The organism is Rhizobium lusitanum (assembly GCF_014189535.1).
GTDB lineage: Bacteria > Pseudomonadota > Alphaproteobacteria > Rhizobiales > Rhizobiaceae > Rhizobium > Rhizobium lusitanum_C.
In genome coordinates this window covers 1,446,371-1,470,078 of the sequence record NZ_CP050308.1, presented here as the reverse complement: position 1 = coordinate 1,470,078, position 23,708 = coordinate 1,446,371, and the positions used below count along the sequence as shown (strand labels likewise).

Annotated in this window: 12 protein-coding genes; 5 read left to right on the top strand and 7 right to left on the bottom strand. The window is 59.4% G+C overall.

All coding sequences use genetic code 11. From position 1 onward, the window contains the following. The first annotated feature begins 74 nt into the window (after positions 1-74). The gene (locus HB780_RS20810; RefSeq protein WP_183695932.1) at positions 75-1,211 is read left to right on the top strand and encodes a tyrosine-type recombinase/integrase; all 1,137 of its coding nucleotides are present in this window, start codon (positions 75-77) and stop codon (positions 1,209-1,211) included. Between the two features lie 253 nt (positions 1,212-1,464). Here HB780_RS20810 and HB780_RS20805 read toward each other — a convergent pair whose 3' ends face one another. The 3 genes from HB780_RS20805 to HB780_RS20795 form a co-directional block, all read right to left on the bottom strand. After that, positions 1,465-2,661, bottom strand: coding sequence for a hypothetical protein (locus HB780_RS20805; protein WP_183695928.1), 1,197 nt, complete (start codon positions 2,659-2,661; stop codon positions 1,465-1,467). 201 nt (positions 2,662-2,862) lie between these two features. Further along, entirely contained in the window at positions 2,863-3,882 is a 1,020-nt protein-coding gene (locus tag HB780_RS20800) for a DUF2806 domain-containing protein (RefSeq protein ID WP_183695925.1), read from the bottom strand. Between the two features lie 290 nt (positions 3,883-4,172). Then, on the bottom strand, positions 4,173-4,523 hold the full coding sequence (locus tag HB780_RS20795; RefSeq protein WP_183695922.1) for a hypothetical protein: 351 nt from the start codon (positions 4,521-4,523) through the stop codon (positions 4,173-4,175). 47 nt (positions 4,524-4,570) lie between these two features. Here HB780_RS20795 and HB780_RS20790 point away from each other — a divergent pair, with 47 nt between their 5' ends. Continuing rightward, positions 4,571-4,843, top strand: a complete 273-nt coding sequence (locus HB780_RS20790; protein WP_183695919.1) for a hypothetical protein — start codon at positions 4,571-4,573, stop codon at positions 4,841-4,843. Positions 4,844-4,937: 94 nt separating this feature from the next. Here HB780_RS20790 and HB780_RS20785 read toward each other — a convergent pair whose 3' ends face one another. The 3 genes from HB780_RS20785 to HB780_RS20775 are packed head-to-tail and all read right to left on the bottom strand — an operon-like array spanning position 4,938 to position 18,778. Further along, entirely contained in the window at positions 4,938-7,229 is a 2,292-nt protein-coding gene (locus HB780_RS20785) for a transglycosylase domain-containing protein (RefSeq protein WP_286203152.1), read from the bottom strand. A 49-nt stretch (positions 7,230-7,278) separates the two neighbouring features. Next, positions 7,279-13,257, bottom strand: coding sequence for an alpha-2-macroglobulin (locus HB780_RS20780; protein ID WP_183695916.1), 5,979 nt, complete (start codon positions 13,255-13,257; stop codon positions 7,279-7,281). Positions 13,258-13,264: 7 nt separating this feature from the next. After that, positions 13,265-18,778 carry a lysozyme inhibitor LprI family protein gene (locus HB780_RS20775; protein WP_286203151.1) on the bottom strand — a complete coding sequence of 1,838 codons (5,514 nt, stop codon included), beginning with the start codon at positions 18,776-18,778 and terminating at the stop codon, positions 13,265-13,267. Between the two features lie 411 nt (positions 18,779-19,189). On the opposite strand from HB780_RS20775, the gene HB780_RS20765 reads away from it, so the two are divergent. Beyond that, on the top strand, positions 19,190-19,570 hold the full coding sequence (locus HB780_RS20765; RefSeq protein ID WP_183695913.1) for a hypothetical protein: 381 nt from the start codon (positions 19,190-19,192) through the stop codon (positions 19,568-19,570). Between the two features lie 452 nt (positions 19,571-20,022). On the opposite strand, the gene HB780_RS20760 is transcribed toward HB780_RS20765, so the two are convergent. Beyond that, on the bottom strand, positions 20,023-20,928 hold the full coding sequence (locus HB780_RS20760) for a LysR family transcriptional regulator (protein ID WP_183695910.1): 906 nt from the start codon (positions 20,926-20,928) through the stop codon (positions 20,023-20,025). A 456-nt stretch (positions 20,929-21,384) separates the two neighbouring features. Here HB780_RS20760 and HB780_RS20755 point away from each other — a divergent pair, with 456 nt between their 5' ends. Together HB780_RS20755 and HB780_RS20750 are read left to right on the top strand one after the other, a co-directional pair. Then, positions 21,385-22,488: an alpha/beta hydrolase gene (locus HB780_RS20755; protein WP_183695906.1), complete on the top strand. Its 1,104-nt coding sequence runs from the start codon at positions 21,385-21,387 to the stop codon at positions 22,486-22,488. A 216-nt stretch (positions 22,489-22,704) separates the two neighbouring features. Further along, positions 22,705-23,691, top strand: coding sequence for an aldo/keto reductase (locus HB780_RS20750; RefSeq protein WP_183695903.1), 987 nt, complete (start codon positions 22,705-22,707; stop codon positions 23,689-23,691). Positions 23,692-23,708: the final 17 nt, after the last annotated feature.

Below are 23,708 nucleotides of genomic sequence, written 5' to 3'. Positions count from 1 at the left end.
TTACATTTTTGTCAACGTGGCCCAGTCTATTTTGACGTGTTGCATATATTCCGTTTGTCGCTTAGATAGATGGTATGGCAACAGTTCGAAAACGACTTCTCCCATCTGGTAAAACTGTATGGCAGGCCGACTACCGAGATGGCGCCGGCAAGCGACGATCGAAGCAGTTCGTACTCAAGAAGGAGGCGGACGCATTCCTTGTTGGTGCTCGCGGCGAAGTCGCCAAGGGCGTCCATGTGGCCGAGTCGGCATCGATCACGATTGCCCAGGCTGCGAAGGCGTGGATAAAGCGAGCGGAAGCGGAAGGGCTAGAGCGATCTACCCGCGCCAGCTATGAGCAACATGTGGATATTCACATCGTGCCGCGAATTGGCGCAACAAAGCTTTCCAAGATCACGGTCCCGTTTGTCCAAGAATTCGCGGATGATCTCGGGAAGGACCTTTCCAGGGCGATGGTGAAGAAGGTGATCGGCTCGCTATCTGGCATCTTCACCGAAGCATTGCGTACGGGGAAGGCGGCGCAGAACCCTGTTGCAGCCGTCAAGATCAAAATATCAAAGCGCGATACGGCGAGGGCGGAAATGCCGACGAAGGCCGAACTCCGCGCCATCCTCAATGCCACCCCGGAGAAGAACAAGCCGTTCATATGGACGGCCGCATTCACCGGCTTGCGAGCGTCTGAACTTCGCGGCCTGATCTGGGATGATGTCGACCTTAACGGAAAGCTGCTGCATGTCAGGCGGCGCGCTGATCCATATAATGTCATCGGCAAGCCTAAGTCGGAGGCCGGGACGCGCGACGTGCCGCTTTCTCCATCGGTCGTGATTATCCTTACCGAATGGAAGAAGATGTGTCCGAAGGGCAAGCTTGATCTCGTCTTCCCGAACGGCGCAGGGAACGTCGAAAGTCATGCCAATCTTTTGAACAGGGTGTTCTGGCCGATACAGGTGGCGGCTGGCGTTTCGGTAAAAACAGACGAGCTCGACGACGATGGCAATCCGATCTTCGACGCGAAGTATTCGCTACATGCACTCAGACACGCCGCGGCCGCATTGTGGATCGAGCAGAATGCCACTCCGAAGCGCATTCAGATGCTGATGGGCCACTCATCCATTCAAATGACATATGACACATATGGCTATTTGTTCGACGCCCGTGAGGACGATCAGGCCGCAATTGCCGCCATAGAAGAGCGTCTTCTTGCATCTTAGTTCAACCTAAGTCAAACAAATCCATGCAACATAACTGCAACATAACGCCAAATTGACCAATAAAAACAATGATTGACAGAGGAATAATAATCCTTGTGTCGGTGGTTCAAATCCCTCCTCCGCTACCATTTAAACAGCCAAAAATTCTGGGACGGCTATTCCTGACAATAGCCCATGTAGCTGGACGCGACTTTCCGGAATTTTGACACGGGCTTCCGGAATTTTTGGATTGCGTTAAATGCGCTGTCGAAGGTTACTTACCCAATAGCTCCGCTTCCTTTCTCAAAATGATCTCAGCAGCAGGTTTAAGCCATGCCGCATCGGTGCTTGCTAGGAAAGTTGCGCTATAATGTAGGACCGCTAACGCGATAATGGGCGCGAGGGCTGTAGCAAGTATTATCGACGCTCCATCAAGCGCTCGGTCGAGGGTGGAGACCGCAAAGGAGGCGGCTCGTCTGAAAACAGAGAGAGCCAGGCTCTCTACGGTCCGCACTATGGCTAGCCCTGCCCGCCTCAGTTTCACTGGGCTATCGATGTGCAAATTGGCCAGGGACCGTAGCGTTCGCGGCACCTCTTCGTCTACCGACGCCTGCTTTTCTAGGGCTTCCGCGAGTGCAATCACTCCTGTCGTGAGGCGCACCAAGTCCTCGCGGGTAACCTCCAACTCTGCCGCACTGTCGCTGAATTGCACCCATTCAGGGAATTGAGCGAGATAGTGCCTGACGCCGACTGTATGGCTCCGTAGGATTTCGGCCAAAATCTCGGAAATCTCGGCTTCGGCCCCGCGTATCGCGCCCTCCAAAGTGATGTTCAAAAGACCGAGTTGAACAATATCTTGTCCATCAGACATCTTCTGATGGACCGCCTCAAACGCCTCGAACAGCCGACGATCGCTATTTGATTTCCTTAGATCTTCAATAAACCGCGCGCCTTGCTCCAGGAGGAGTGCTCGGGCGCTCGCGATCGTACCCTCTAGGGCGACACCAGCCGGCTGGTGATTGACGGTAAGGCGGTCGTCGTCAAAAGAATAGTGGAACGGTGCTACCTTTTCGCTAGGCAAGGTCATGGTCGATTCTTCGACCTGAAATTCCTCTTCAATATTCATTTTTACGAATAGCAACGCATCCCGCACTGTCTGCCGCTCCGGTGCGACGACTCCCGTTGGCAGAGAGGTCGTTGCGACCACCCCTCCGCCAAAACCAGGCAGCACAATTTCAATGTCTTTCGCGTAAAAAAAGTTCGGGGATTGCAAGATTTTGTCCAACGCGTGATTCAAGCTTGCCACGGTTAACAGGTCGCTGGATCCTCCTGCGTAATGTATAGCCTCCGCAAAATCCCGCTGAAGCGCAAATTTGACACTAGGCTCCACTTCGGGGGCATCCCCAATTGCGGTGACAGCAGCGTTCAAGACGAGCACTATCACTTCACGTTCTGGAGCGCTGAATACCATTTTTCCCTTCCCGGAGTGACGATTGGGTCGATCACATCTTAGCTCACCGTCTTGTGTCGCGCTCTACCTAAAATGGCAACTGAAATTGGCGTCTAACGGGCCACTCGAAACAGCCTCGGGACCGGCGCTTCTTTGATCAAAGCTTAGCGCGATGCGTCGCTCACACAGCAGTCGTCAGCGCCCGGTGCTGTTGACATGCTGCTAGTTCGCTTTCAGCGGGCCACCTTTACCGTCGGAATCGCGCTGATATATGTCTAACTCGACCTCAGGGTAGGCTTTGGTGAACGCTGCTTTGAGGGCCAAGATAGCTTCGCGGTCTCGATTTGGAAGGATTGAGGCAATTGATATCCCGACGTCCGTTAACGAGAAAATATCAATAGCGGGGAATTCCCCATGCATTTTTAACAATGTGTCACTCAACTGGTTCCCAATGGTAAGGCCGGGGCCGATGACCACGTAGATACCATAGACCGTCCCAAAATCACAAATCCATGACCCGCGACCATCCGCATCAGTCCCTCCCTTTCCGAAAGACCAATGATATCCGATCTCCGTTGTTCGTACGAGGCCAGCTTCTTGCAGTTCCCATATCTCATGGTTGCTTAAACTTGAAAGAATTGAGGGGACCGACGAGCCAAGTTTGGCTTCACAAAGCCGCTCAAAGAGCTGGGCTGTAGTAGGTTCGAGCTCGTCAATAATACGCAACGTTTTGAGAGAGAATGTACCCGGCTTTTTTATCTCCGAAGCGAGAACGCGTCCCCATTTTTCTCTCAAAACTTCGTCGCTCGCCTGTCCAGCGTATGTTCCATAGCGATCAAGAAACTTTTGATCGAGTGTATCCGGCCCTGTATCTGGCACATCCTCGTCAGTCATCGATCGTCTAATTTCTTCAAAGGCGAACGGCAAAGTGCCCTCGATATTTTCGATAGCCGCCGTATGTCGTTCAATCGCCTTCAAAACACGGAGGGCTAACGCAGGATTATCGGAAATCTCTGCGGACAGGGTCTTGGTTGCAGTTTCGAAGATCTTTACAAGACTTCTTGTTCCGGCTTGGTGAAGCTCGACGTGGCGCTCACTTTGGAGATTTTGCTCCTGCAGTTTCGTTGAGCCCCATTGGTCCGCAGAGGATAGCAGCCGACTTTTGATTTTTGCTTTGACACCATTCAAGCTCCAAGAGACGGCCACCCCGACGTCGTTACCGGAACTCTTCTTGTCTGCCATGTCTAATTCTCCCGGAAACACCGATTCAGCTCTGCAGAACGTTAACCGCTCTGGTTAAAGCTGAGAAGATCCTTTCAACTCAGATTAGTATCGGTCTCAAGCGTTGCTTGCTGGCATGGGCGGCGCGCGACCCGACTGGCCAATAGTGTAATTGGCCAGCGTCACCCTGCGACCGAACTCATATTCACAATGTCAAATAGCTCGCGACTCAGTATCGCAAAAGTAGGCCCGTCGTCGTGGTGATCGGTCACCACGACCGCCCGGTCGCGGGCGGCCGATAAACTAGCGGATCAGCTCCGACCGCGTGTTTGAGCCAGAGCGTAAAGGGCATTGTGCGCCTTGATAATCTCTGTCTGATCGAGTGCGCGGTTGTAGATGTCCACTTCTTCAAAAGTGATCCTACCGGCCTTAGTATTCTCGTGAATGCCACCAATCCGAACCGGGAGATTGGGCGAACCGCCGTTGGCGAGCACAGCCGGATTGGCGAGGGTCGGGCCGGCTTTGTCCAGCCTGCCGTCCTTACAGCGACCAATGGTGAACCTGCTCGCTCCGTCATGGCTGATGAACGCAGTGTGATACGCGCCGACCTTGGCGACCCATGGCTTCAGGATTTGATCGCCGGCATTGACCCCCGCGCCCATCTCGAAATGCGAGCCGTAAAACCACGCTGGATCTTCGGGAGGTCAAAGTGGCCCAAATCAACCCGGTCTTGGGCGGCAAGTATGTGCAGTTCCAGTATGGCGCCGACCGCAAGGGCAAGCCGCTGCTGGCGTTATCGCGCTTTGCCACGAAGGACGAGCCCTATTGGCTCGACGGGCAGCGCGGGATGGCGCTGGCGGCGCTGCCGGAAGGGGCGAGCGTGCCGGTACTGCTGGACGCGGAGCTCAAGCGGCTCGATGCCTCGCCGGCGGAGATTGCGACGATTACGGTACAGTTGAAGCGGCTGATGGCGGGGGCTTGAGGAAGACCTCTTCTCGGCTTGCGTCTTTCGGCGGGTGCGGCCGGTGCGCGCAGGCGTAGCAGACAAGCGTCAAGCCTGCGCTTACCAAACAGTCTCACTGCACATAGATGGGTATGACTGCGGAGGTTTCGTTGCGATAGGGCAGGCGGATCTGGAAGCGGTGTTCACCGCTCTGGATGGGCCAGAAGACGGGTTGGTCGGGATCGGTGACCGCGAAGGGCTGACCGTCGACATACCAGACGATTTGCGGAACATGCGGTTCGACATCGGCCTTCAGGGCCAGACGGTTGAATGCGGCCGGCTGTTCGGGATTGCGCCAAATCTGACTATTGCGCGCGGGCGTTGAAATGGCGAGATGGATCTGCGGGCTGGAACCGTCGGCGTTGGTAAGCGGGTAGTTCTCGTTCCTTGCTGCAATAGCATTGATTGGCACGGACCTGGCATTGGCGTTCGGCTGAGGGCCTGACAGAACCACATTCGGCATTTCCTCGGGCTTCACCCATTCCACCAATGTCTGGCTGCAGGTGTTGTCATTGGCCTGCCCGTTGACGACGCAGACCTCCACCGGCTTGCGGTCGGGCGGCGTTGGAAAATGTGCATCAGCGAGGTCTCCAGGCTTGTTGCCATGGACCCGGTCAATGATTGCGTGCACGAGGCGGGCGGCGCTGCCGGCGCCCGTCATCCGGTTCATGGTGCCATCATCGCCGCGCCCGACCCAGACGCCGACGATCACCTTTTCCGAATAGGCCATGGCCCAGGCATCCCGATAGCCCTGGGAGGTGCCGGTCTTGATGGCGACGGGGAAGGGGTATTCCAGCGAGCCATAGCGATGGAAGCTTGGAAGCCGGGCCTGCGGATCGGACAGGAAGGAGGTAATCAGGCGGGCGGTATCCAGCGAAATAACCCGTATGGATTGGTGCTGCGGCTGCTCGCGCGCCCAGCGCAGATCCCGCAACTGGCCGTCATTGGCCAGGGCGCCATAGGCTCGCACCAGACTGTCCAGACGCGTCGGCAATGAGCCGATCGCCATCGATAGGCCGAAATGATCGGCGGGTGTCTCCAGATCGTGCAGGCCGAGATCGCGCAGGAAACGGAACGTCGTCTCAAGGCCGACGCTGCGCAGCAAATTGGTGGCGGGCACATTGCGCGAATTGGCGAGCGCCTGACGCGGCAGCATGGGCCCGAGAAATTCGCGGTCGGCATTGCCGATGCCGGAGGCACCTTCCGGTAGATCCAGCAACATGTCGGTTGGCTTCAGCACGCCGCGCTCGAATGCCAGCGCATAGATGAAGGGTTTCAGGGTCGAGCCGGGCGAGCGCTGTGTCCGCGTGTAGTCATATGCGCCGGCATGGCTGCCGTAATAGCTGCTCGATCCCACCTGGGCGAGAACCTCGCCTGTCTGGCGCGACACGACAATGACGCCGACCTGTTGCGCGCCCGCGGAATGCCAGCCATCGAGATATTGCCGCGCGAGACCGGTGACATCAGCTTGCAAGGCGAGGTCGATGGTCGTGTGGATCAGCGGCGCACTCGCCGAGGTTGGCACTATCTGGCCGGCCCCCATAAGATCATGATAACGCAGTATCAGGTGCAGGGCGTCGGGGCGGCGGGGTAGGTCGGGCATCTGCACGTCATTGAGCTGCCGATGAGCGATCTCGGCTTCGTCAGCGCCGATGATCTTCTGTTTCAATAGAATGTCCAGCATTTGGTGGCCACGCTGAATAGCCCGGCGCAAGCCGTCTGGCCGCAATGGGTTCATTCGGGTTGGCGATTGCGGGATCGCCGACAAAAGGGCGATTTCGGCCCAGGACAGGTCTGCCACTGGCTTGTCGAAGTAAAGCCGCGCTGCGTGGGCGATGCCGTGGCTGCCATTGCCGTAGGGCGCCAGCCGCAAATATTGCGCCAGCACGGCGTCGCGGCCGTAGCGCAGGGTTAATAAGACGCCGGTGCCCGCTTCGAGGATCTTGTGCACGAAGGTGCGCGATTCCGGCTGCTGCATCCGCGCCACCTGCATCGCAATGGTCGAGGCGCCGGAGCGGCGTCTGACGGCGCCGAGATTCTGCCAGGCCGCCCGGCCGACAGCGTAGGGATCGACACCGAGATGTTCGAAGAACCGCCTGTCTTCGAGCGCCAGTGTTGCCTTGACGACGCGTTCAGGCAACTGCTCCAGCGGCCAGTAGCCATAATCGACACGCCCACTGGCGTCATCGCTATGGCCAATCTGGGAGAGAAAAGCACCGCTGCGGTCATAGAGTATCGGTGTCGGTGCAGGGGCGATCAGGAGCGCGCGCTGATTGATGAGGTACGCATAGGCCAGTATGCCGGCTACGAGAACCAGCGAGGAGAAGAGAACAAGCTTTGATCGGCGGTTTCCCAATAGTGTCATTATCCGGCTGGCTGGTTCCTTACGTGACGTCTTTCCTGATTGCGGTGGCTCATTTCGCCACCACGATCTGCACCGCAGCACTCGTTCCCTGCACGCCCTTTTGGTACATGGTCTCGGCGAAGGCCTGCGGCTGCGTATAGGAACCGGGGATCAGCGCGCGCGTCCGGTAGGCAAAGGTGTAGTTGCCCTTCGGCAGCCTGTCAGAGGCACAGAATACCTGATCGTCCCCGTAGGAAGTCCAATCCGCCGGCAACGTTGACGCTATCGCAGGCGTCGCTTCGGCCGGGGCCGTGGCGATATTGGGGTTGAGAGGATCCAGTCCTGCGGCCAACGGCAGGGTGAGGGCGACATGGGTTCGATCCTCGGACACGACCAACTCGACCCTCTCTTCCAGCACATCGCCTACTTTCAGCTGGATGGTACCGTTGCTATCGGGGGTCAGCTTTTCCAACGGCGCGTTGCCGGCGGGAACGCGGTAGAGCGTACGTGTCAGGGCGAAGCCCTGGCTCTGGGCTTGCGCCTTGTAGCCGGGTTCGGCGGACAGATAGCTGGTTTCCACCAGCGCGAGAGCGGAGGTGGTGCCGGTGTTGCGAATGGTAACGGCGCCCGGATCCAATGTGACCTGCCGCAACACGGGCGTATTGGCGTCCAGCGTGAGGTTCTGGACATTACCGTTCTGCGCCAGTGTCAACGGCAAGGGCGTCGTTGGTCTCTGCCACGCGGTTGCAAGCGCTTGGATTGCAGCGGACGTTGCGTTGGTCGAACCCCAGCCGTCGCCCTCACCCAATTGCAGCAAGGCGCTTTTCAGAGCGGGATAGCGCGGATCTGTTTCGGAGGTCAAAGCTGCCGCACGCACCATCTCGGCAAGGCTCCGGGTTTCCGAGGGCAGGATGATGGGGTTGTTGCCTTCATCCTGTGCCTGACCGTTATAGACCAGTTCGCCATTGCGGGAGAGGATGCGGACGCGCGACCACATCGTGTCGACCAAGCCGCCGACCAGGCGTTGGTCCGCATCGGGCGCGGCTGCCGCCGCTGCAGTCATCCGGGCAACGCTGACATTTGGCATCAAGGCCGCTGAACGCGCAAGTTCGGCTGTATAGGCCGGATCGAGCTTGCCGCCTTCGGCGAGGGCCGTCAGCGCCTCGACCCGCTCGCGGATCTCGTTGCCGGTGAGCAGGTGGGGGTAGTCCGAGCGCAGTGACAGTTTCAGCACGCTGGCAAGACGATCCGTCAAAGTCTTGTCGGTGGGCTCGCCTGCTTTGTCCGCAGCGACCAGGAAAGAATAGGCCCAGGCCGTTAGCGTGACATTGCCCTTGCTGTGCGGCCAAAAGCCGACAAGGCCATCGGAATCGACCGCCTGGCTGATTGCAAGCACGGTGTTGTGGACATCGCCGTCTACGCGGCTGTCAAGTTTCGCAGCCGCCAGGATGGGGGTGAAACTCTTGAAGGCGAGGCCGGAGGAGGCCAATGATATTCTTTGTTCAGTCGAACCGTATGGCGACTGGACCAAAGTGTTGAGCCCGGCGACCAGCTTCACCAGCGCCGGATCGGACGTTAGGGTCATCACACGCTGGAACGACCCAGGGCGCACATCTTCCTGCGGCGCGGGCAGTGTTTTCGAGCTGCCCGCAGGGATTTCGACAATCTCGTAATGCTTGATCGGGATGCGGTCTGGCTTCACCGGCAGCGTGATTTCCACGGTATCACGGGCATGGTCGGCCACGCGCTCAACGCCGAAACGCAGCCGCACATCCTCCTTGCCGGGCTTTGGCTCGGGCACCGTGGCGAGAACGCCAATGTGAGCCGGCTTGTTCTGTTCCCAGACAAAGGAGAGGTCTTTGCCGCCTTCCAGCATCAGGCCATCGGAAGCGATGCTGGCAACGCCGCCGCCACCGCCGCCCTCAACCACGCGGGCAATCACGCCAGCCTCAAACCGATCTCCCGAGCGCAGGAAGCGGGGAAGGGCGGGCTGAGCCACGATTTCCTGCCGGATCAGCATTTCGCCGGTGCCGTAGCCGAAGCGGTCGGGGCCACTGACGGCTTTGGCGCGCAGCTTGAATACGGTGAGCGAGTCCGGCAGCTTCACCTTGATCTTGGCGGTACCGTCAGGGCCGATTTTTACGTCGGGAAGGTATATTGGCACCGGCGTAAAATTCTTGCGGACGGAAATATTGTTGTCCGTGCCCCAATCCTCCCGTTCATCGCCGCCCGGCACCTCCTCCAGAGGGATGACGCCGAAGGCCATGTTGCGGGTGTCGCGCAGCGCCATGGTGGATTGACGCTTGACGATAAAGTTCGGCAACGGGTCCAACGGTTGCTCGGTTGCAAGCGATAGCACAGCCTGATCGATCATCCAGAAGGTGGCAGCGCCGGCCAGCGGCTGGCCTAGATCATCCGCCAAATGCAGCGTGACTTCTACCTCGTCACCGGGGCGGGCCTTCTTTGGATAGTCCATGGAGACGGTGACAGTATTCTTCACCGGTTTAACCGTCACGGTCTTGGTCGCGGCGATTGTTACGGGCTTGCCCTGGTCGAAGGGTGCATTCGGCGAGGGAATGCTCGCATCTAGCCGCCCGCGCATGATGAGGAAATGCACGGGAATTTCCGGTGTATACTCCTTGCGGACAGGCACGGCATAATGGCCGTACCCATCGGCGATATCGACCCAATCGTAGCGGAACTTGCCCTCTGGCTCTTCGATAACGGCCAGAGCGCGGGCTGCCTGGAAGGGCGATTGGATCAGAAGGTTGGCGGTTTCGCCGGGGATATAGCTGTCTTTGTCGGTCGTCACAGTCGCCGTGCGCGCGGGCGCCTGTGCCCAGGTAACCGGCGTTGAGCCGCCGACAAAGAAGTCGACGCTCACCTGCTGCCGGCGACCGATGCGATCACTGGCCTCAAGCTGGATGATATAGACACCGGCGTCCGTTGCTTCCAGGGCAAGGGTCTGGATGTCCTTGGTGCTGGTGATCTTGCGCTCCAGCACGGTGTCGTCCATCTCCTGCGTGACATATTTCGCCGAGCCCTGGCTGAAATCGCTGGCCTGCAGGGTCGAAGTCCAGTTGCGATGGATCAGGCGGGCGGTCATCTCCAGCCCCGCAACCGGCTCGCCATTGCCGTCGACAGCCAGGATTTGCGGCTCGATCGCACCGGGTTTTGGCACATAACGCGGCACTTTCAGGCCGAGCACGAAAGGCGGGACTGCATAGACATTGCTGATGCTGCGCACCTGCAGATCGTCGTCGCCCGTGACGGTCGCCTCGATCATGTATCGGCGAGGCTGTGCCGTGGGTTCGATCGTCGTGTCAAAGCTGATGCGCGAGGCGCCGCCGGCATCGGTGCTGCCATCCCTTTCGAGGGTGGGTGAGGATTTGAACTCGTCGCCGCCGGAGTAACGGGAATCCGTCGAGAAAAGGAAGCCGTCGTGGCCAGGCGGTGTCCAGTTGTAGGGATACTGCACGGCTCGCCAGCGGATCGGCCGGTCCGCCAGCAGGCCACCCGCGAAATAGCGTGCGATCAGATCGACGTTGAAGGAGGAATCGAGCGGTACGGTTTGCGGGTTGTTGAGCACGACCTCAAACGTCGGCAGGCGATAAGCTTCCTTCTTGAAGGAGACGCTGCCGCATTGGACGGTATTGTCGGCCGTGTCACTATCGCTGGCGTCAGCGGCTTGGGTGGTATCAGCTTGGGCGTCGTCTGCCTTGCCGTCATCAGTATTGTTGTCGCTCGCCTGGCCGTCGACATTCTCATCGTCGCTACCGGATTTTTGTTCCGGTTGAGTTTCGTCCGTCGCCTTCGCCGGGTCGCCGGGTTCGAAGTGAACCTCATAATCGCCGGTTGCTGGCGTCTCGGCGTCAAATTTGTGATAGAAGCCGCCGAACGCGTCCAGCTGCACCGGTACGCGCCATTCCTGTTTATCGGGGCCGGTAATCACGATCTGGCCGCCCTGCTGGGGAAGCGTCAAGTGACCGCCGAGATAGCTGCGGACATATCCCTTGATATGCACGGGCTCTTCCGGGCGATAGATCGGCCGCTCGGTGAAGACATGGCAAAGGGTGCGGGCAGGCTCTGTGCGATCTTCCTCAGGATTGGTGGTCCAGTTCAGCCAGGACGCCGAGGGTTTGGTCCAGTTGTCTTGGGCATATTGGGCCGGGGCGTGATCGGGGTCGATCACCAGTGTATCCAGCCCCTTCGTCACGATGACACGCCGTATCTTGGCGTCGGCACGTTGATCCAGGTTCCAGGCAAAGAAGCCCTGCGTATCTGTCGTCCCTGTCGCAAGCGTGATGAATTTGCCGTCCCGCAAACCATCCAGTCGAATTTGCGCCCCGTCGATCGGGTTGCCGGTGGCGAGCGAGGTGACGGCAAAGTGCACCCGGTCGCGTTCTTCCACTGCACTCAAGGTGAGGTCGGTGACCTGAACGCGCAGCCAATGGCGCGTTTGATCGTCCACCGCGCGCAAGCCGACGAGATAGGTGCCGGGTTGGCCCTCACCGACAATCTTGGCAAAAAGCGGCTTCAGGTCCAAACCGAACTTGGTGTCGACACCGCCTTTGTGAATCGGCAGATCCACGAACTGGGATATGGCGGGCGAACCGAGAGCCTTTATGCGTGCTTCCACGGCATCGGCCGAGACGTCATCCGCATCGGCCCATTTCTGCGGTTCCTTGCCGGGCAAAGGTGGTGCTTCGTCGTCTTTCGTATCGAGCCCGGCTTGCGGGAAAGGCCAGAAATCGCGTGAGAGCGGGTCAACCGCATGGATACGCAGGTCGGCCCGATCGTAGCCGCGCCCGCGCAACGGCACGAGTTGGGGGCCGAAGCGCTCGACAACGCCCTGCGACGCATCCCAGGCGAGAGAGGTCTGTTCGGGCGCAAAGGCAAATTTCTGGTTGAAACCGGTAGCCAGCGGTCGGCCGCGGTCGTCCTTCAAGGCGCCGGCGGCAACGTTAAGCGTATAGACCTTATCCGTGAGAAAGCGACCATGGACATAGAGCCGCCCGCTGCTGGCTTCCGCCGTCAGGTCGTCGACCGGCGGGGAAATGCGCAAGGCGTCACGCACAGAGAATTGCTCTCCGGCGACGGGATTGCTCGAAAACCGGAAGATCAGACCGCGGCCCTGGCCCGATGGATAGGCCTGGGACCTCGCATCGGCATCATCGACGGGATTGCCGTTGTCATCGACCGCCCCGCTGGAATCGCTGGTTGTCGAACCGGACGTGCAGCGCATGATGCCATCGCTTGTGGCGGCGTCGAAGCCCCGCCCACAATCGGAATTGACCATGGTGAAGGGCACGGCGGTGCGCACTCGCAGTTCGAAGGTCTGGTCGCTGAAGTCGGGCGTATCAGCAAGCTTCAGCCGCATAAGGACGACCCGGCCATCGGGCACGCTGGTGTGCAGCTTCACCACATAGGATTGCTGATCGCCACGGCTGTTGCGCTCGAGCGGCTGAATATCGAAATCCTGCGCACCCAACTTCAGGCCACCTTCGTCGCCAATACCGGGCGCCGGACGCAGCTCGATCGACAGAAGGCGGGTCAGCGCGGCGACATCGACGGGCTCGGCGAACGTCAACGTGATCTGGTCAAGTTCGTTGACGGGATCCCTGCCTGAAGCAGGCAGGGTGGACACCGGCACCGGCAACAACGGTATCAGTTCCGCCTCACTCCCAGCCGCTTCGTCACGACCCAGCATCTTTACCTTGATACGTGCAAGAGGTTGCCATTTGTCGGCGGGGCGGAATTGCAGGGCGCGTGGACCAAGCCATTGCCAGGCACCGGCCATAGCCGGCTCCATTGCAACATAACGCTCGGGCGAGTCTTCCGGACCGCCAGTTGCGGGGCCGGTGTCTGCGGGAAAGAAGATCGTCACCGGATCATAGGCGCGCAAAAATTTCTCGGGCACGATTTTGACGCCATCGGCGCGTTGCAACACATCGAGTGTCGGCGGCGCGGTGACCTGCTGAGCGTGACCACTCGAGATCAGGGTTGAGGAGGCCAGAGCCAGGGCAATGAGAAATACAATCTTTTTCATTGGTCTTTCACTTCGATCCCGCGGGCTTCAAATCGGCATGCTGCAGATAATCATTGATAATTTCGGGCGGTGGGCCTGCGGGTGGCGGGGACAACCCAACCACCGAGGGCCTGACGATGAGCGTCGGTGCGTCTGCCGGCGCACGCGCTTCCAGGAGGTAATAGCCTGGCTCAAGCTGTTTGAGCTGGTTGATACCCTCACCGAGCACCTGGCCCTTCGCATCGAGCAGGCGGGCAATGGCAAGGTCCGGATCGGAGCGCAGGCCGACACCGATATTGCCGATGGTCTTGACTTCGAAACCAAACAACGCCGTCGCACCCGGTGCGAGCACAACCGGGGAACCGATGCCCTCGCTCACCGGGAGGACCGGTGTCGCCATCATGTTCAGGGTGCCGGACAAAGGCCCCTCGTGGGTGGAATAGAGCGTCAGGACTGCCTCGCCCGCTGCGATATAGCGGTGGAATTCAGCTCCCGTCGGAAATAGCTGCAGGTCGCGGCGGCCATTCTGCTCCAGATTAACAATGACGGGCGCGTCAGTGCTGACATTGAGTAGCAGTGGCTGGGTCGGATCGAGACGAAAGGCCATGGCTTGACCTTCAAGCGACATGCTCTGCGGCAGGGTGATCGATTTTGGCTCTGCCTTGGGCCAGGGCGACTGACCGTCGCGTTCCAGCCACAGCGCCACCAACCCGGCACCATGGTCGAGGATCAGCTGGCCGGGGCCTGACACGGAAATAGGGTTGCCTCGCGAAATCCTGCCGTCGGCCCCAACAAAGGTTGCCGTGCCGCCGGAGACGTTCAAGACGTCCCCTCTTATCGCATCCACGGCGACCTCTTCCGATCCGACCGTGCCGAAGAACCGGCGTCGGATCTGATCGCTACCCAGCCCAATGGCCTGTCCCGGCGACATGCTGACGCGCGCAGAGCCGGTATTGTTCGTCAGGTTGACAAGCCAGATCTCGTTGGCCGAGGTGGCGACGTTGCGTGACAGGGGTGCCGCGCCGGACCAGACATTCAGGAGTTGAGGGTCTGAAGGGGCAGAGACGACAACGATCCCGGGTGCCAGGTCGAGCGTCAGGCGCTTCACGCCTGTTGGCAGCGTCAACGGCCGCGCGCTGAAGGCTGGGACCGTCGCGGTATAGGTGCCATCCAGCGCCACGGCCTCGAGTTCGGTGGCATCGACGGGCCTGAGCCGCATCTGCAAGCTTTCATCGCTCCCGGCGTTCCACACACGCAGATCCCGATTGTCGGCGAGGGCGACCGCGCTGTTGACGCTGACGCCCATGCCGCGCCCGGCATTGAGACCGGGTTGTCCGAAGGCCGATTCCGCTTGCCACAGCCTCACTTTACCTGGCAAGGGGGCGGTGGCCGGCACAACCGCCTGATCTCCCGGCGGAAGCGTCAGTGCGATCTCCGCGCTGGGCTGCGCGGGCGCTACCAACACATGACTGTCCTGGCTTGAGACCAGCCACAAACGATCCGACTGTGGTGCAAAAAGTCCAGACCCTGCCGCCGTCAGTGCGCGATCGGCACTTGTTCCCACGAGCAGATCCGTGGTGGTGCCCAGTTCCACGAGGCCTGCCGACGGGGCATGCACCAGCGCGACGTTCAGATTGAGATCAAGGCCATCAATGGCCACGGGTTCCAAGGTGATATCGCCGAGTTCGCGCATATCGCGGGCGATGCTGCGCGCGGCAATTTTTATGGGCGCTGTTCCACCATCAAGGGTCCAGACCGAAGCGCGCCATTGGGTCTTCTGCTCGTCCGAGGCAGGCCAGGCGATAAGGGGTGTGCGGCCATGGGCAAAAGCTTGTGGCTTCCAACTGCCATCGGCGTCTTGCTTTTCGACCGAGAGAACCAGTTCGCTGGTGGACTGCGCCGCCACGAGCGCGAGTTGATCCTTTACGTTGGCTGGCAGAGGGAACGTAAAGACGGAGGCACCGGTGATGTCGGCCGTGGCGTTGGCGGCAAGCGCCGGCTGCGGCAATTCCTGCGGCAAGGCAAACTGAACCTCGATATCCGAGGCATCGGCCTGATCATCGCCGGCAGTCTGCTGGTCGCCATCGCTAGTATCGGGCTCTTGATTGTCCGAACTGTCAGCTTGCTGGCTGCTGGTCGTGTCTGAGGCGGCTGCCGCATCAAGCGCCAGCGTATAGGACCCGGCCGGTAGACGGCTCGAGAGCGCGATGTTCCAATCATCGCTGCGGCCGGCGAGCCGTTCGATCACGGTGCCGTGCCCGTCCTTCAGCACGCCTTTGATTTCGCTGCGGCCGAAAGTGCTGAGGCTGACGACACGGTCATTCGCGACATTGAAGGAAAGCTCGGCCGGCAGGTTGACGAAGCGCGCCTCGCCGGGCTGCAGGGCCTTGGTGTTCAAGGTAATTTGATAGTCCAACCGGTCGTCATGGGCGAGGCTCATGAGATCGATCCGATAGTGCCCGGCCTTCAGCGTTCCTTTAAATTGAGGAGCGGCGACAAATCTGGCGATCTGATCCTTGTCGTCGTGGAACAGGCTGCCGATCATGCCCTCAGTCAGGTCGATGCTGGCATCGGCGTCAGCGGCAAGATCGAAAGTCCAGCTGTCGGGAACGCGTGCATCACCTTTGCTCTGCGGCTCGCGCCATTGAAATGCCTGGGCTTGATTGAAGGCCAGCGGATGCGGCCCGTGGCCCTGCAGTTGCGGCGGGTCGATAATCGGCCTTAGCCGCGCGACGAAGCGCGTGTCGACCTCGCGCGGCAGGATCACGAGGTGGTAGTGCCCCGGCGTAAAATCCTCGCTAAGCGTGGAGAGCGGGCCTGGCGCGGTGAGCGGCCATCCCTCGGAATCCTCCAGGCGGGCGGTGAGATCGCCGCCAAGGGAATAGAGATCAAGTTGATAGGCTCCCGCACTTGTTATCTCGATTGGCACGATGGCGCCGCGTCCGTCCGATAGAGCGCCACGGCTGATGCCATCGGGGACCAAGGTCGCCGCTGTCGCAAGTGACGATGGCACAACGCTGAGGCCGAGATGACCGGACGAATTCTGCGCGGAAACCTCAACCTGATAGGTTCCCGCACGCAGATAGGTCTGCAACAGCGCATTGTGGCCTTCGCCGTTGTCCGATGCTTGTCCCAGTCTCGGCAGGAACGATGTGCCAAGGCTTAGCGATGTCTGCAGGCGGCCAAGGGTCTCGATGCGATAAAGGCCACCTTCCGCTACATCGAGCCGGTAGGATTTCTGCGCATCTTCGGCGAGATCGAGAAATTGGCGTTGGCCGGCAATCAACGGGGATGCGGGGGCAGGCGGCGTGCTTCGCTGCACCGCAGCAGGATCGGGCAGCCAGCTCAGGGCTATAACGCGGGGAGCGGAAGGTGCGGGGAAACGCAGGCTCAGGGTTCGGCCTTTTGCGTCAGCACGCTCATTGCTGATGGCGAAAGCCACGGGCGCATTGTGCATATCAATGGCAGCGATAGTCCCGCCGGGTGGGACATGCACGTCGATATGCAAATCCGCTGATGATGCGGGACGTAAGAGGGCGTCCGCTCCATCGGTGGTCGTGCCCTGGGCTTGCGGCACGGGAGCGGGGGTATCGGACATCGGCTGGCCTTGTCCGGGCTGCGGCTGAGCCGAGGCGTCGGTGGGCTGCCAAAGCGCCAGTGGCCTGACCTTGAGATCGGCGGGCAATGCCACGGCGCGCGGCCCGGTGAGCAGGCCGGGCGCAGCATTGGTGATAATCTCGTAACTGGTGGCCTTTGCAGCTTGCTGGACACCAAACGAAATGGTGGTGCGAGCCGGGGCTGCGGGCTGGACCGGCGGTAGAAGACCCGGCGAGCCGAGGACGACATCGACGATGCCGGCTGCATTGTTGTCGGGCAGAAGGCGCAGCAAATAGTAGCCGGCGTCCAAATCAAAATGACCGGGGTTGCGACCGTCGGTGCGTGGCGCATTGCCAAGCAGAACGGGACTGATCTCGGTGTGCAGGGCAAGGCCCGAGACGCGGACGGCGATCTGTCCCGCTTGCGTCATCTCAAACAACAGCGACGTCGGCCCACGCAAATTGAAGCGCCGTCGCCAAGCTTGGCCAGGGCCCAAATGGGGCATGTCGGACGCGACGATACTGGCTTTGCCACCGCTATCATGGCGTACCAGCAGCGCCGTGGCTGGAGTTTCGTCACCGCCTTCGCCTGCAACGTCGAGGCTGATGAGATTGGGCACCGAACCGTCAAATTGGGTCTGGCTGCTGAAGCGCAGACCTCGGACCTGAAAGCGTTGGCCCTCGTAGCCCGACACTTCGACGATGCTGGACTGACTGCTTGTCGGCAGCGCAATTGTGGCTACCGGTTCACGGCTGGTCTTGCCGATCGCAGCGCTTTGAAAAACGGTTGCCGTGCTGGAAATGCGCCCGGCGCGGAGCATCGTCGGGGCCGATTGCGGTAACTCCAGACGGAATGTGTCGAAATCGGCGGGAGCCTCGAAACGTACGGAACCAAAAGGCCCGATCACGCCTTCAGCAATCCCTGTCGCGAGCGACATCTGCGTGCCGGCGCGGATGCGAAACGGCTCGGCAGCATCCGCATTGGTCCAGACAAGCTTCTCGCCGCCATAGGCTGTGACGAGATAGCGGCCAGGTTCAACCGTTCCCGTCAGCGCCGCCCGTGTCATGGGAAGCCCCGGCTTCAATTCGAAAATGGAGATTTTGGGGGAGAGATCGACAATATCGGTGCCGTCGCGCCACAAGCGTAAATCCTGAAGCGAGCGTCCGACCGCCTCGACCTCGACGTGGCCGGAATCGGGAATATTGATCCAGTAGGATCTTTGCTGGAGATCGCTCAGATCCGCATTGACCGGGGAGCCGGGGGCCAAAACGGCGTCGGGCTGTTCAAGCTCCCGAGAGGCCTGCGCTGTGAGCTTGACCTCGCCGGTTGCTCCCTCGGCTCCGAAAATGCGGATCTTGTAAATACCTTTGTCGAGCAGCGCATCGATCCGGCCGTCGCTTGTGCCAGGCGCGCCCATGCGGTCCCCCGGCCCTGCGATCATATCAACGAGCTGGAGTGCCACACCGGAGCTGCTTTGGGTGCGGATGGTGATATGACCGGGCGCGTCGACGGTCATCAACGTGCTGCCGTCCCGATCGGCAGGCAGTTGGTCCAATGCGAAATGCGGCTGTGGTTCGAGCCGGGGCAAGGGTTTGGCGGAAGCGGGCTCAGCGGTCTCGGCAGCCAATGGCGCTGCTGCATCCTGCGTCACGGTGGCCTGTGTGCCGGCTGCGGTTGCCGCCGCAGGCGCGGCGGCTTGGTCCGGTTCGGCAGCGTTCCGGTTTGTCGAGGAGCTTGCTGCCTCTAGTGTCGCAAGACGCGTCCGGTAGATCGCCGTCAGGCATTTCGACAGGCGGCCCTGGTCGGATTCTGTGCAGGATTTATTGCGGTCTGCCATCCAGCGGCGCTGTTGCTGGCGCAGATCGCTCAGCTTTGCCGGGTCACCACCGAGATCCGCCAGTGCCTGCCGATAGGACGCCGCCAGGGCGGTGTCTTGAGCAATCAAGGCGGGAGAAACACAAATCGCCTTTTCAATAGCGGTCTGCGCCTTGCTGCAATCAAAGGATTGCGCCTGGCAGACCGCTGAAAAAGACCGCAGCCGAGGGCAACAAGCGCAAGCACGCGGGAGGCGAAAGCCATGAGTAACTCGTTTCTTAAATAGCCGGCACGCTAGTCAGTATGAACTATCTTCAACCAAGGCAAGAGCAGCGTAGCGAACGCCGAAATTCGGGAGCCGCCCGCAACCTAAACTTTCTTTGTTCAGATTGCGGGCATAGGCACGCGCGAGGTTAACGAGCCCGGGAGAAAGCAGATTATTCGGCAATGATATCAGTTTAGCCATATGCAATGCCTAGCTTGAGGGCTGCTGCTCCGATACACGGATACCATTCATCCCCGGAAGCTCCGCAGAAAAAACATGTTGAACCGCAATTCGAAACGTCGCTTGATTCTTGGGCTGTTTGCCGTTGTGAACCTGAGTGAGGCCGCATCGGCGAATGAGTGCACACCCGCTGACGCGTCATTGGCAGGGCATTATTATCTCCAAGGTGTCACAGAGGTCGGTTCGGAGCTGTTGCTGCGATCCGACGGCAGTTTTGAGTACGTATTGGCTTATGGCAACACGGATCAAGCTGCGAATGGCTGTTGGAGCCGGAGCGAGGATGGCGTTGTCTTGATCTCATCAAGCTCGTTTTTCAAATCCCAGCCGTTCACGCGGCTGGATCTCAAATTGAACAAGGACCATGGCCTGATCTATAAGATGGGGGATAGCGTTGAAGGCACATACGTCATCCAGTGAGTATGAAGCGCCCACGCAATGCGTGTGTTCATTATGACGGTGCAAAAGCCGTTGGGCCTGGCGTTGCGGCTTTCGTATTTTTCCTGCAGCTTCGTTTTCGCAATCTTGATCACGATCGGGTTGTCGGTTGCATACCTCGGGACGGTGCCTAACCCCGCGCTCAGCAGGATGGATGCTGGCAGCGTTGTCGTTGGAATGTTGTTTTTGAGTGTATCGCTCATTGCAGCATGCTGGTTTGCATATCTTCCACTGCGTCGGCATCCCAGAATCATTCGGGCGGCCACAGCCGCTTTCACTCTTGCTGTCCTCGGAAGCCTCGTTCTTATCGCTTTGATTGACTGGGGTTAAAAATCGAGCTGCGGCGAGAGCAAAAGGGTGCGATATGGCAGGCCTTGAATATGGTGTTAAGTTTCACATCCTTTTGACGGTCTTGATGGTCAAAATCCCGAGCCTTAACTTCTTTTGGTCGATCGGTGCCGCAAAGCTTCTATAAGAACGGCAAATGCCGGTGAGAGCTGCCGGCGGCTTGGATAATAAAGATGATAGCCGGAAAACGGCGGGCACCAATCTGACAGGACGCGTATCAGGCTTCCTTCAGCGATGTCCTGCCGAACATGATCTTCAAAGAGGTAGGCTAATCCAGCGCCGCTGCGCACCGCCATCAACGCCAGTCTGGATCCGTTAAACGCAATAGGTCCATCCACGCGCACCCGTAGCTCGCGCCCGTCTTTTTCGAATTCCCAAGCATGAAAGCCGCCATAAGTCGGCAGGCGAATATTAATGCAGCGATGGGTGGTCAGATCCTGGGGAGTCAATGGTTTTGGGTGTTGGGTAAAGTAGGATGCTGTACCAACGACCGCCATCCGCATCTCGGGACCGATCGACACCGCGATCATGTCCTTGTCGACCTGTTCGCCGAGCCTCACGCCGGCATCGAAGCGTTCAGCCACGATGTCCGTGAAGCCGTGCTCGATGACAATCTCCACCTTGATGTCGGGATAGTCAGGCAGAAGCGCTTCGACGGCAGGCCAGATGACCGCGATAGCAGCGTGTTCACCAGCCGTGATGCGGACGCTGCCCGCTGGCTTATCCCTGAGTTCGGTCAGCGCCGACAGTGCGGCATCGATTCCTTCGAAATGCGGGCCAACTGCCTGAAGCAGGCGCTCGCCTGCGTCTGTCAGTGCGACACTCCTTGTCGTCCGCGTCAAGAGCCGAACGCCGAGTCGTTCTTCCATGTCCCGGATCGTATGGCTAAGGGACGACGGCGATAGGCGGAGTTGGGCCGCCGCTTTCGTGAAACTGCGCTCCCGGGCAACGGCGAGGAACGTCGTCAAGTCGCTAATATTGTCCCGCGCCATTCTTGAATCCCGTTCAGCACTGCGTCATCATTTTAGAACTTAATACGACCAATCCAGTTGCGCTAGATATGATATCGTCCTCCCGAAAGCATCGAGCCTCGGTCGATAAGCAGCTAGCGTCTGAAATCTGCGCGGCCCCGGGGCGAGCGCTAAAAACCTCGTCATGTCGCCGATGCCGACCCCGCAATTATTGAATAGGGTTCAATACTGCATGCCAATTTTGCAGTCTAATCCCGATCTCCACGTTGCACTAGATATTCCCTGAGACGTCGCTGCAGAGTGACGTTCCCTTGGAGGGCGTCCGAACGGCCAGAGGCTGGGAGCCGGCATATTTCGCGACAACGCTCGTCCAAAATCCAACTGAGGTTATCCGAATGCATTGAAGTGCACTTCGTCGACATGTCTTGGGTTGGTGAAGCATCGCTTTTCTAACCTTGTTAAACAAAGGAATGTGCAATGGCTGAAAAAATTATCGATGCGAAGAGGCGCCAGTTCCTCGGAACGTCTGCGTTTTTGCTTTCTGGTGCTGTCGTGGCCGCTTCACCACTGTTTGACGCCAGCTCGGCAACGGCGCAATCCACGGCAGTGAAGGGGCCAGCAGTGGTCAACTATCCCAATGAGAAAGGCGTGACGATCGAACGCGTCACTTACCCCGCGAGGAACATGGGGACGAACATCGTCGCCAACCTGTTCAAGCCCGCCAACTTCGACAGCAGCAAGAAGTATGCTGCAATCGTGGTGACCCATCCGTTCGGCGCCGTCAAAGAGCAATCTTCCGGCCTCTATGCCCAGCGTCTTGCTGAGGCGGGCTTTATCGGTCTGGCTTATGATGCGTCGTACCAGGGTGAGAGCGGTGGCGAACCGCGTCTGATGGAGGTGCCCGGGCAGCGCGTGGACGACATCAGCTGCGCCATCGACTTCCTCGTCCAGCATCCACAGGTCGATCCGGCGCGGATCGGTTCGCTGGGCATTTGCATCGGTGGCAGCTACGCGTTGAACCACGCCCAGCACGAGCTCCGTGTAAGGGCCGTCGCGGCGGTCAGCACATTTGATATCGGTCAGGGCCGACGGGAAGGTCTTTCGGGCTCGATCTCCTATGAAGAACGCATCAAGCGGCTGAAGGACGCAAGTGAGCAGCGCAGCCGGGAGGCGCGTGGCGAGCCCGTTCGCCTTGTACCGGTCGTGGCCAATTCCGCCGATGACTTCACGCCGGCGACCCCTGTCATGTACAGGGAAGGCTACGAATACTACCGCACGGCACGAGGTCAGCATCCAAACTCTGTGAACGCTTATATGTTTTCGAGTCTACCCCAGCAGATGGCTTTCTATCCATTTGAAATGATCGAGACGATTTCGCCCCGGCCTCTGCTCGTTATTGCAGGCTCCAAGGCCGAGACGAAATTCTGGAGTGATCAGGTCTACGAGAAGGCCAAGGAGCCGAAAGAGCAGTTTGTCGTCGACGGCGCGACGCACGTCGATCTCTACGACAAGCCACAATTCGTTGGACCGGCCGTCTCGAAGCTGGCCGAGTTTTTCGGTCAGCATCTAACCTCGGTCTGACAGGAGCGGCATCCAGGCAGGGAATGGGCGTCGCAAAAGCTCATTCCCGCGCTGAGTACGTTGTCAGCCGCAGGCACGACCGCCGTCTCTGACGCCCAGCGCATGACTACATGCAGAAATGAATGTCTAATCAAAGGAGGTTTGTCGATCCATATTGAAGGCAGGCGATCATCGAGATCACGAATGCCTGGAACGATGAGCGCCAAGGAGATTTCAATGAAGAAACGTCAACTGGGCGCCCTCGAGGTGTCCGCCCTCGGCTATGGATGCATGGGGCTGAACTCGACCTATGGCAGGCCGCTGGATCGAGCTGAAGCCATCAAAATGATTCATGCGGCGGTTGATCGCGGCGTGACCTTTTTTGACACGGCCGAGGTCTACGGGCCATTCACGAACGAAGAACTCGTGGGGGACGGCCTCGCCCCCTTTCGGGACAAGGTGGTCATCGCAACCAAATTCGGTTTCGGTATTGATCCGGACGGGACACGTTATGGCCTCACCAGCCGCCCGGAACATATCCGGGGCGTGGTCGAACAGTCGCTCAAACGGCTTAAGACCGACTTGATCGATCTGTACTATCAGCATCGTGTCGATCCCAGCGTGCCGATCGAGGATGTCGCGGGCGCTCTCGGTCAGCTTATTCAGCAGGGTAAGGTGAAACATTACGGGCTTTCCGAAGCGAGCGCGGGAACCATTCGCCGCGCCCACGCCGTTCAGCCGATCGCCGCCGTCCAAAGCGAGTATTCGTTATGGACGAGAGATGTTGAGCATAACGGTGTTCTTGCGGCCTGTGAGGAACTGGGAATCGGCTTCGTTCCCTGGAGTCCTCTGGGAGCGGGGTTTCTGGCGGGTGCGATCACCGCAGACACCAAGCTCGATTCTTCCGATTTCCGCAGCAATGTTCCACGCTTTGCACCTGAAGCGCGCGATGCGAACCTGGCACTGGTCGGCGCCTTGAAACAGGTTGCGGAAAGCAGGGGTGAGACGTTGGCGCAAGTCGCGCTCGCCTGGCTTCTGGCGCGGAAGCCCTGGATCGTTCCGATCCCCGGTACCACGAAATTGCACCGGCTGGACGAGAACCTCGGCGCCGTTGATGTCGTGCTGACCGTGTCCGACCTCAAGGCGATCGAAGGAGCCGTTTCAAGCATTCCCATCCAGGGTGAACGCCTCCATAAAGCGGCCTTGGGACTGGTCGATCATTGAAGGCTTCGACTGTGAGG

What these genes read in the sequence shown, in the direction of transcription:
- HB780_RS20810 (WP_183695932.1), top strand. Translation starts at nt 75, where the DNA reads ATGGCAACAGTTCGAAAACGACTTCTCCCATCTGGTAAAACTGTATGG.
- HB780_RS20805 (WP_183695928.1), bottom strand. Translation starts at nt 2,661, where the DNA reads ATGGTATTCAGCGCTCCAGAACGTGAAGTGATAGTGCTCGTCTTGAAC.
- HB780_RS20800 (WP_183695925.1), bottom strand. Translation starts at nt 3,882, where the DNA reads ATGGCAGACAAGAAGAGTTCCGGTAACGACGTCGGGGTGGCCGTCTCT.
- HB780_RS20795 (WP_183695922.1), bottom strand. Translation starts at nt 4,523, where the DNA reads ATGGGCGCGGGGGTCAATGCCGGCGATCAAATCCTGAAGCCATGGGTC.
- HB780_RS20785 (WP_286203152.1), bottom strand. Translation starts at nt 7,229, where the DNA reads ATGACACTATTGGGAAACCGCCGATCAAAGCTTGTTCTCTTCTCCTCG.
- HB780_RS20780 (WP_183695916.1), bottom strand. Translation starts at nt 13,257, where the DNA reads ATGAAAAAGATTGTATTTCTCATTGCCCTGGCTCTGGCCTCCTCAACC.
- HB780_RS20765 (WP_183695913.1), top strand. Translation starts at nt 19,190, where the DNA reads ATGTTGAACCGCAATTCGAAACGTCGCTTGATTCTTGGGCTGTTTGCC.
- HB780_RS20760 (WP_183695910.1), bottom strand. Translation starts at nt 20,928, where the DNA reads ATGGCGCGGGACAATATTAGCGACTTGACGACGTTCCTCGCCGTTGCC.
- HB780_RS20755 (WP_183695906.1), top strand. Translation starts at nt 21,385, where the DNA reads ATGGCTGAAAAAATTATCGATGCGAAGAGGCGCCAGTTCCTCGGAACG.
- HB780_RS20750 (WP_183695903.1), top strand. Translation starts at nt 22,705, where the DNA reads ATGAAGAAACGTCAACTGGGCGCCCTCGAGGTGTCCGCCCTCGGCTAT.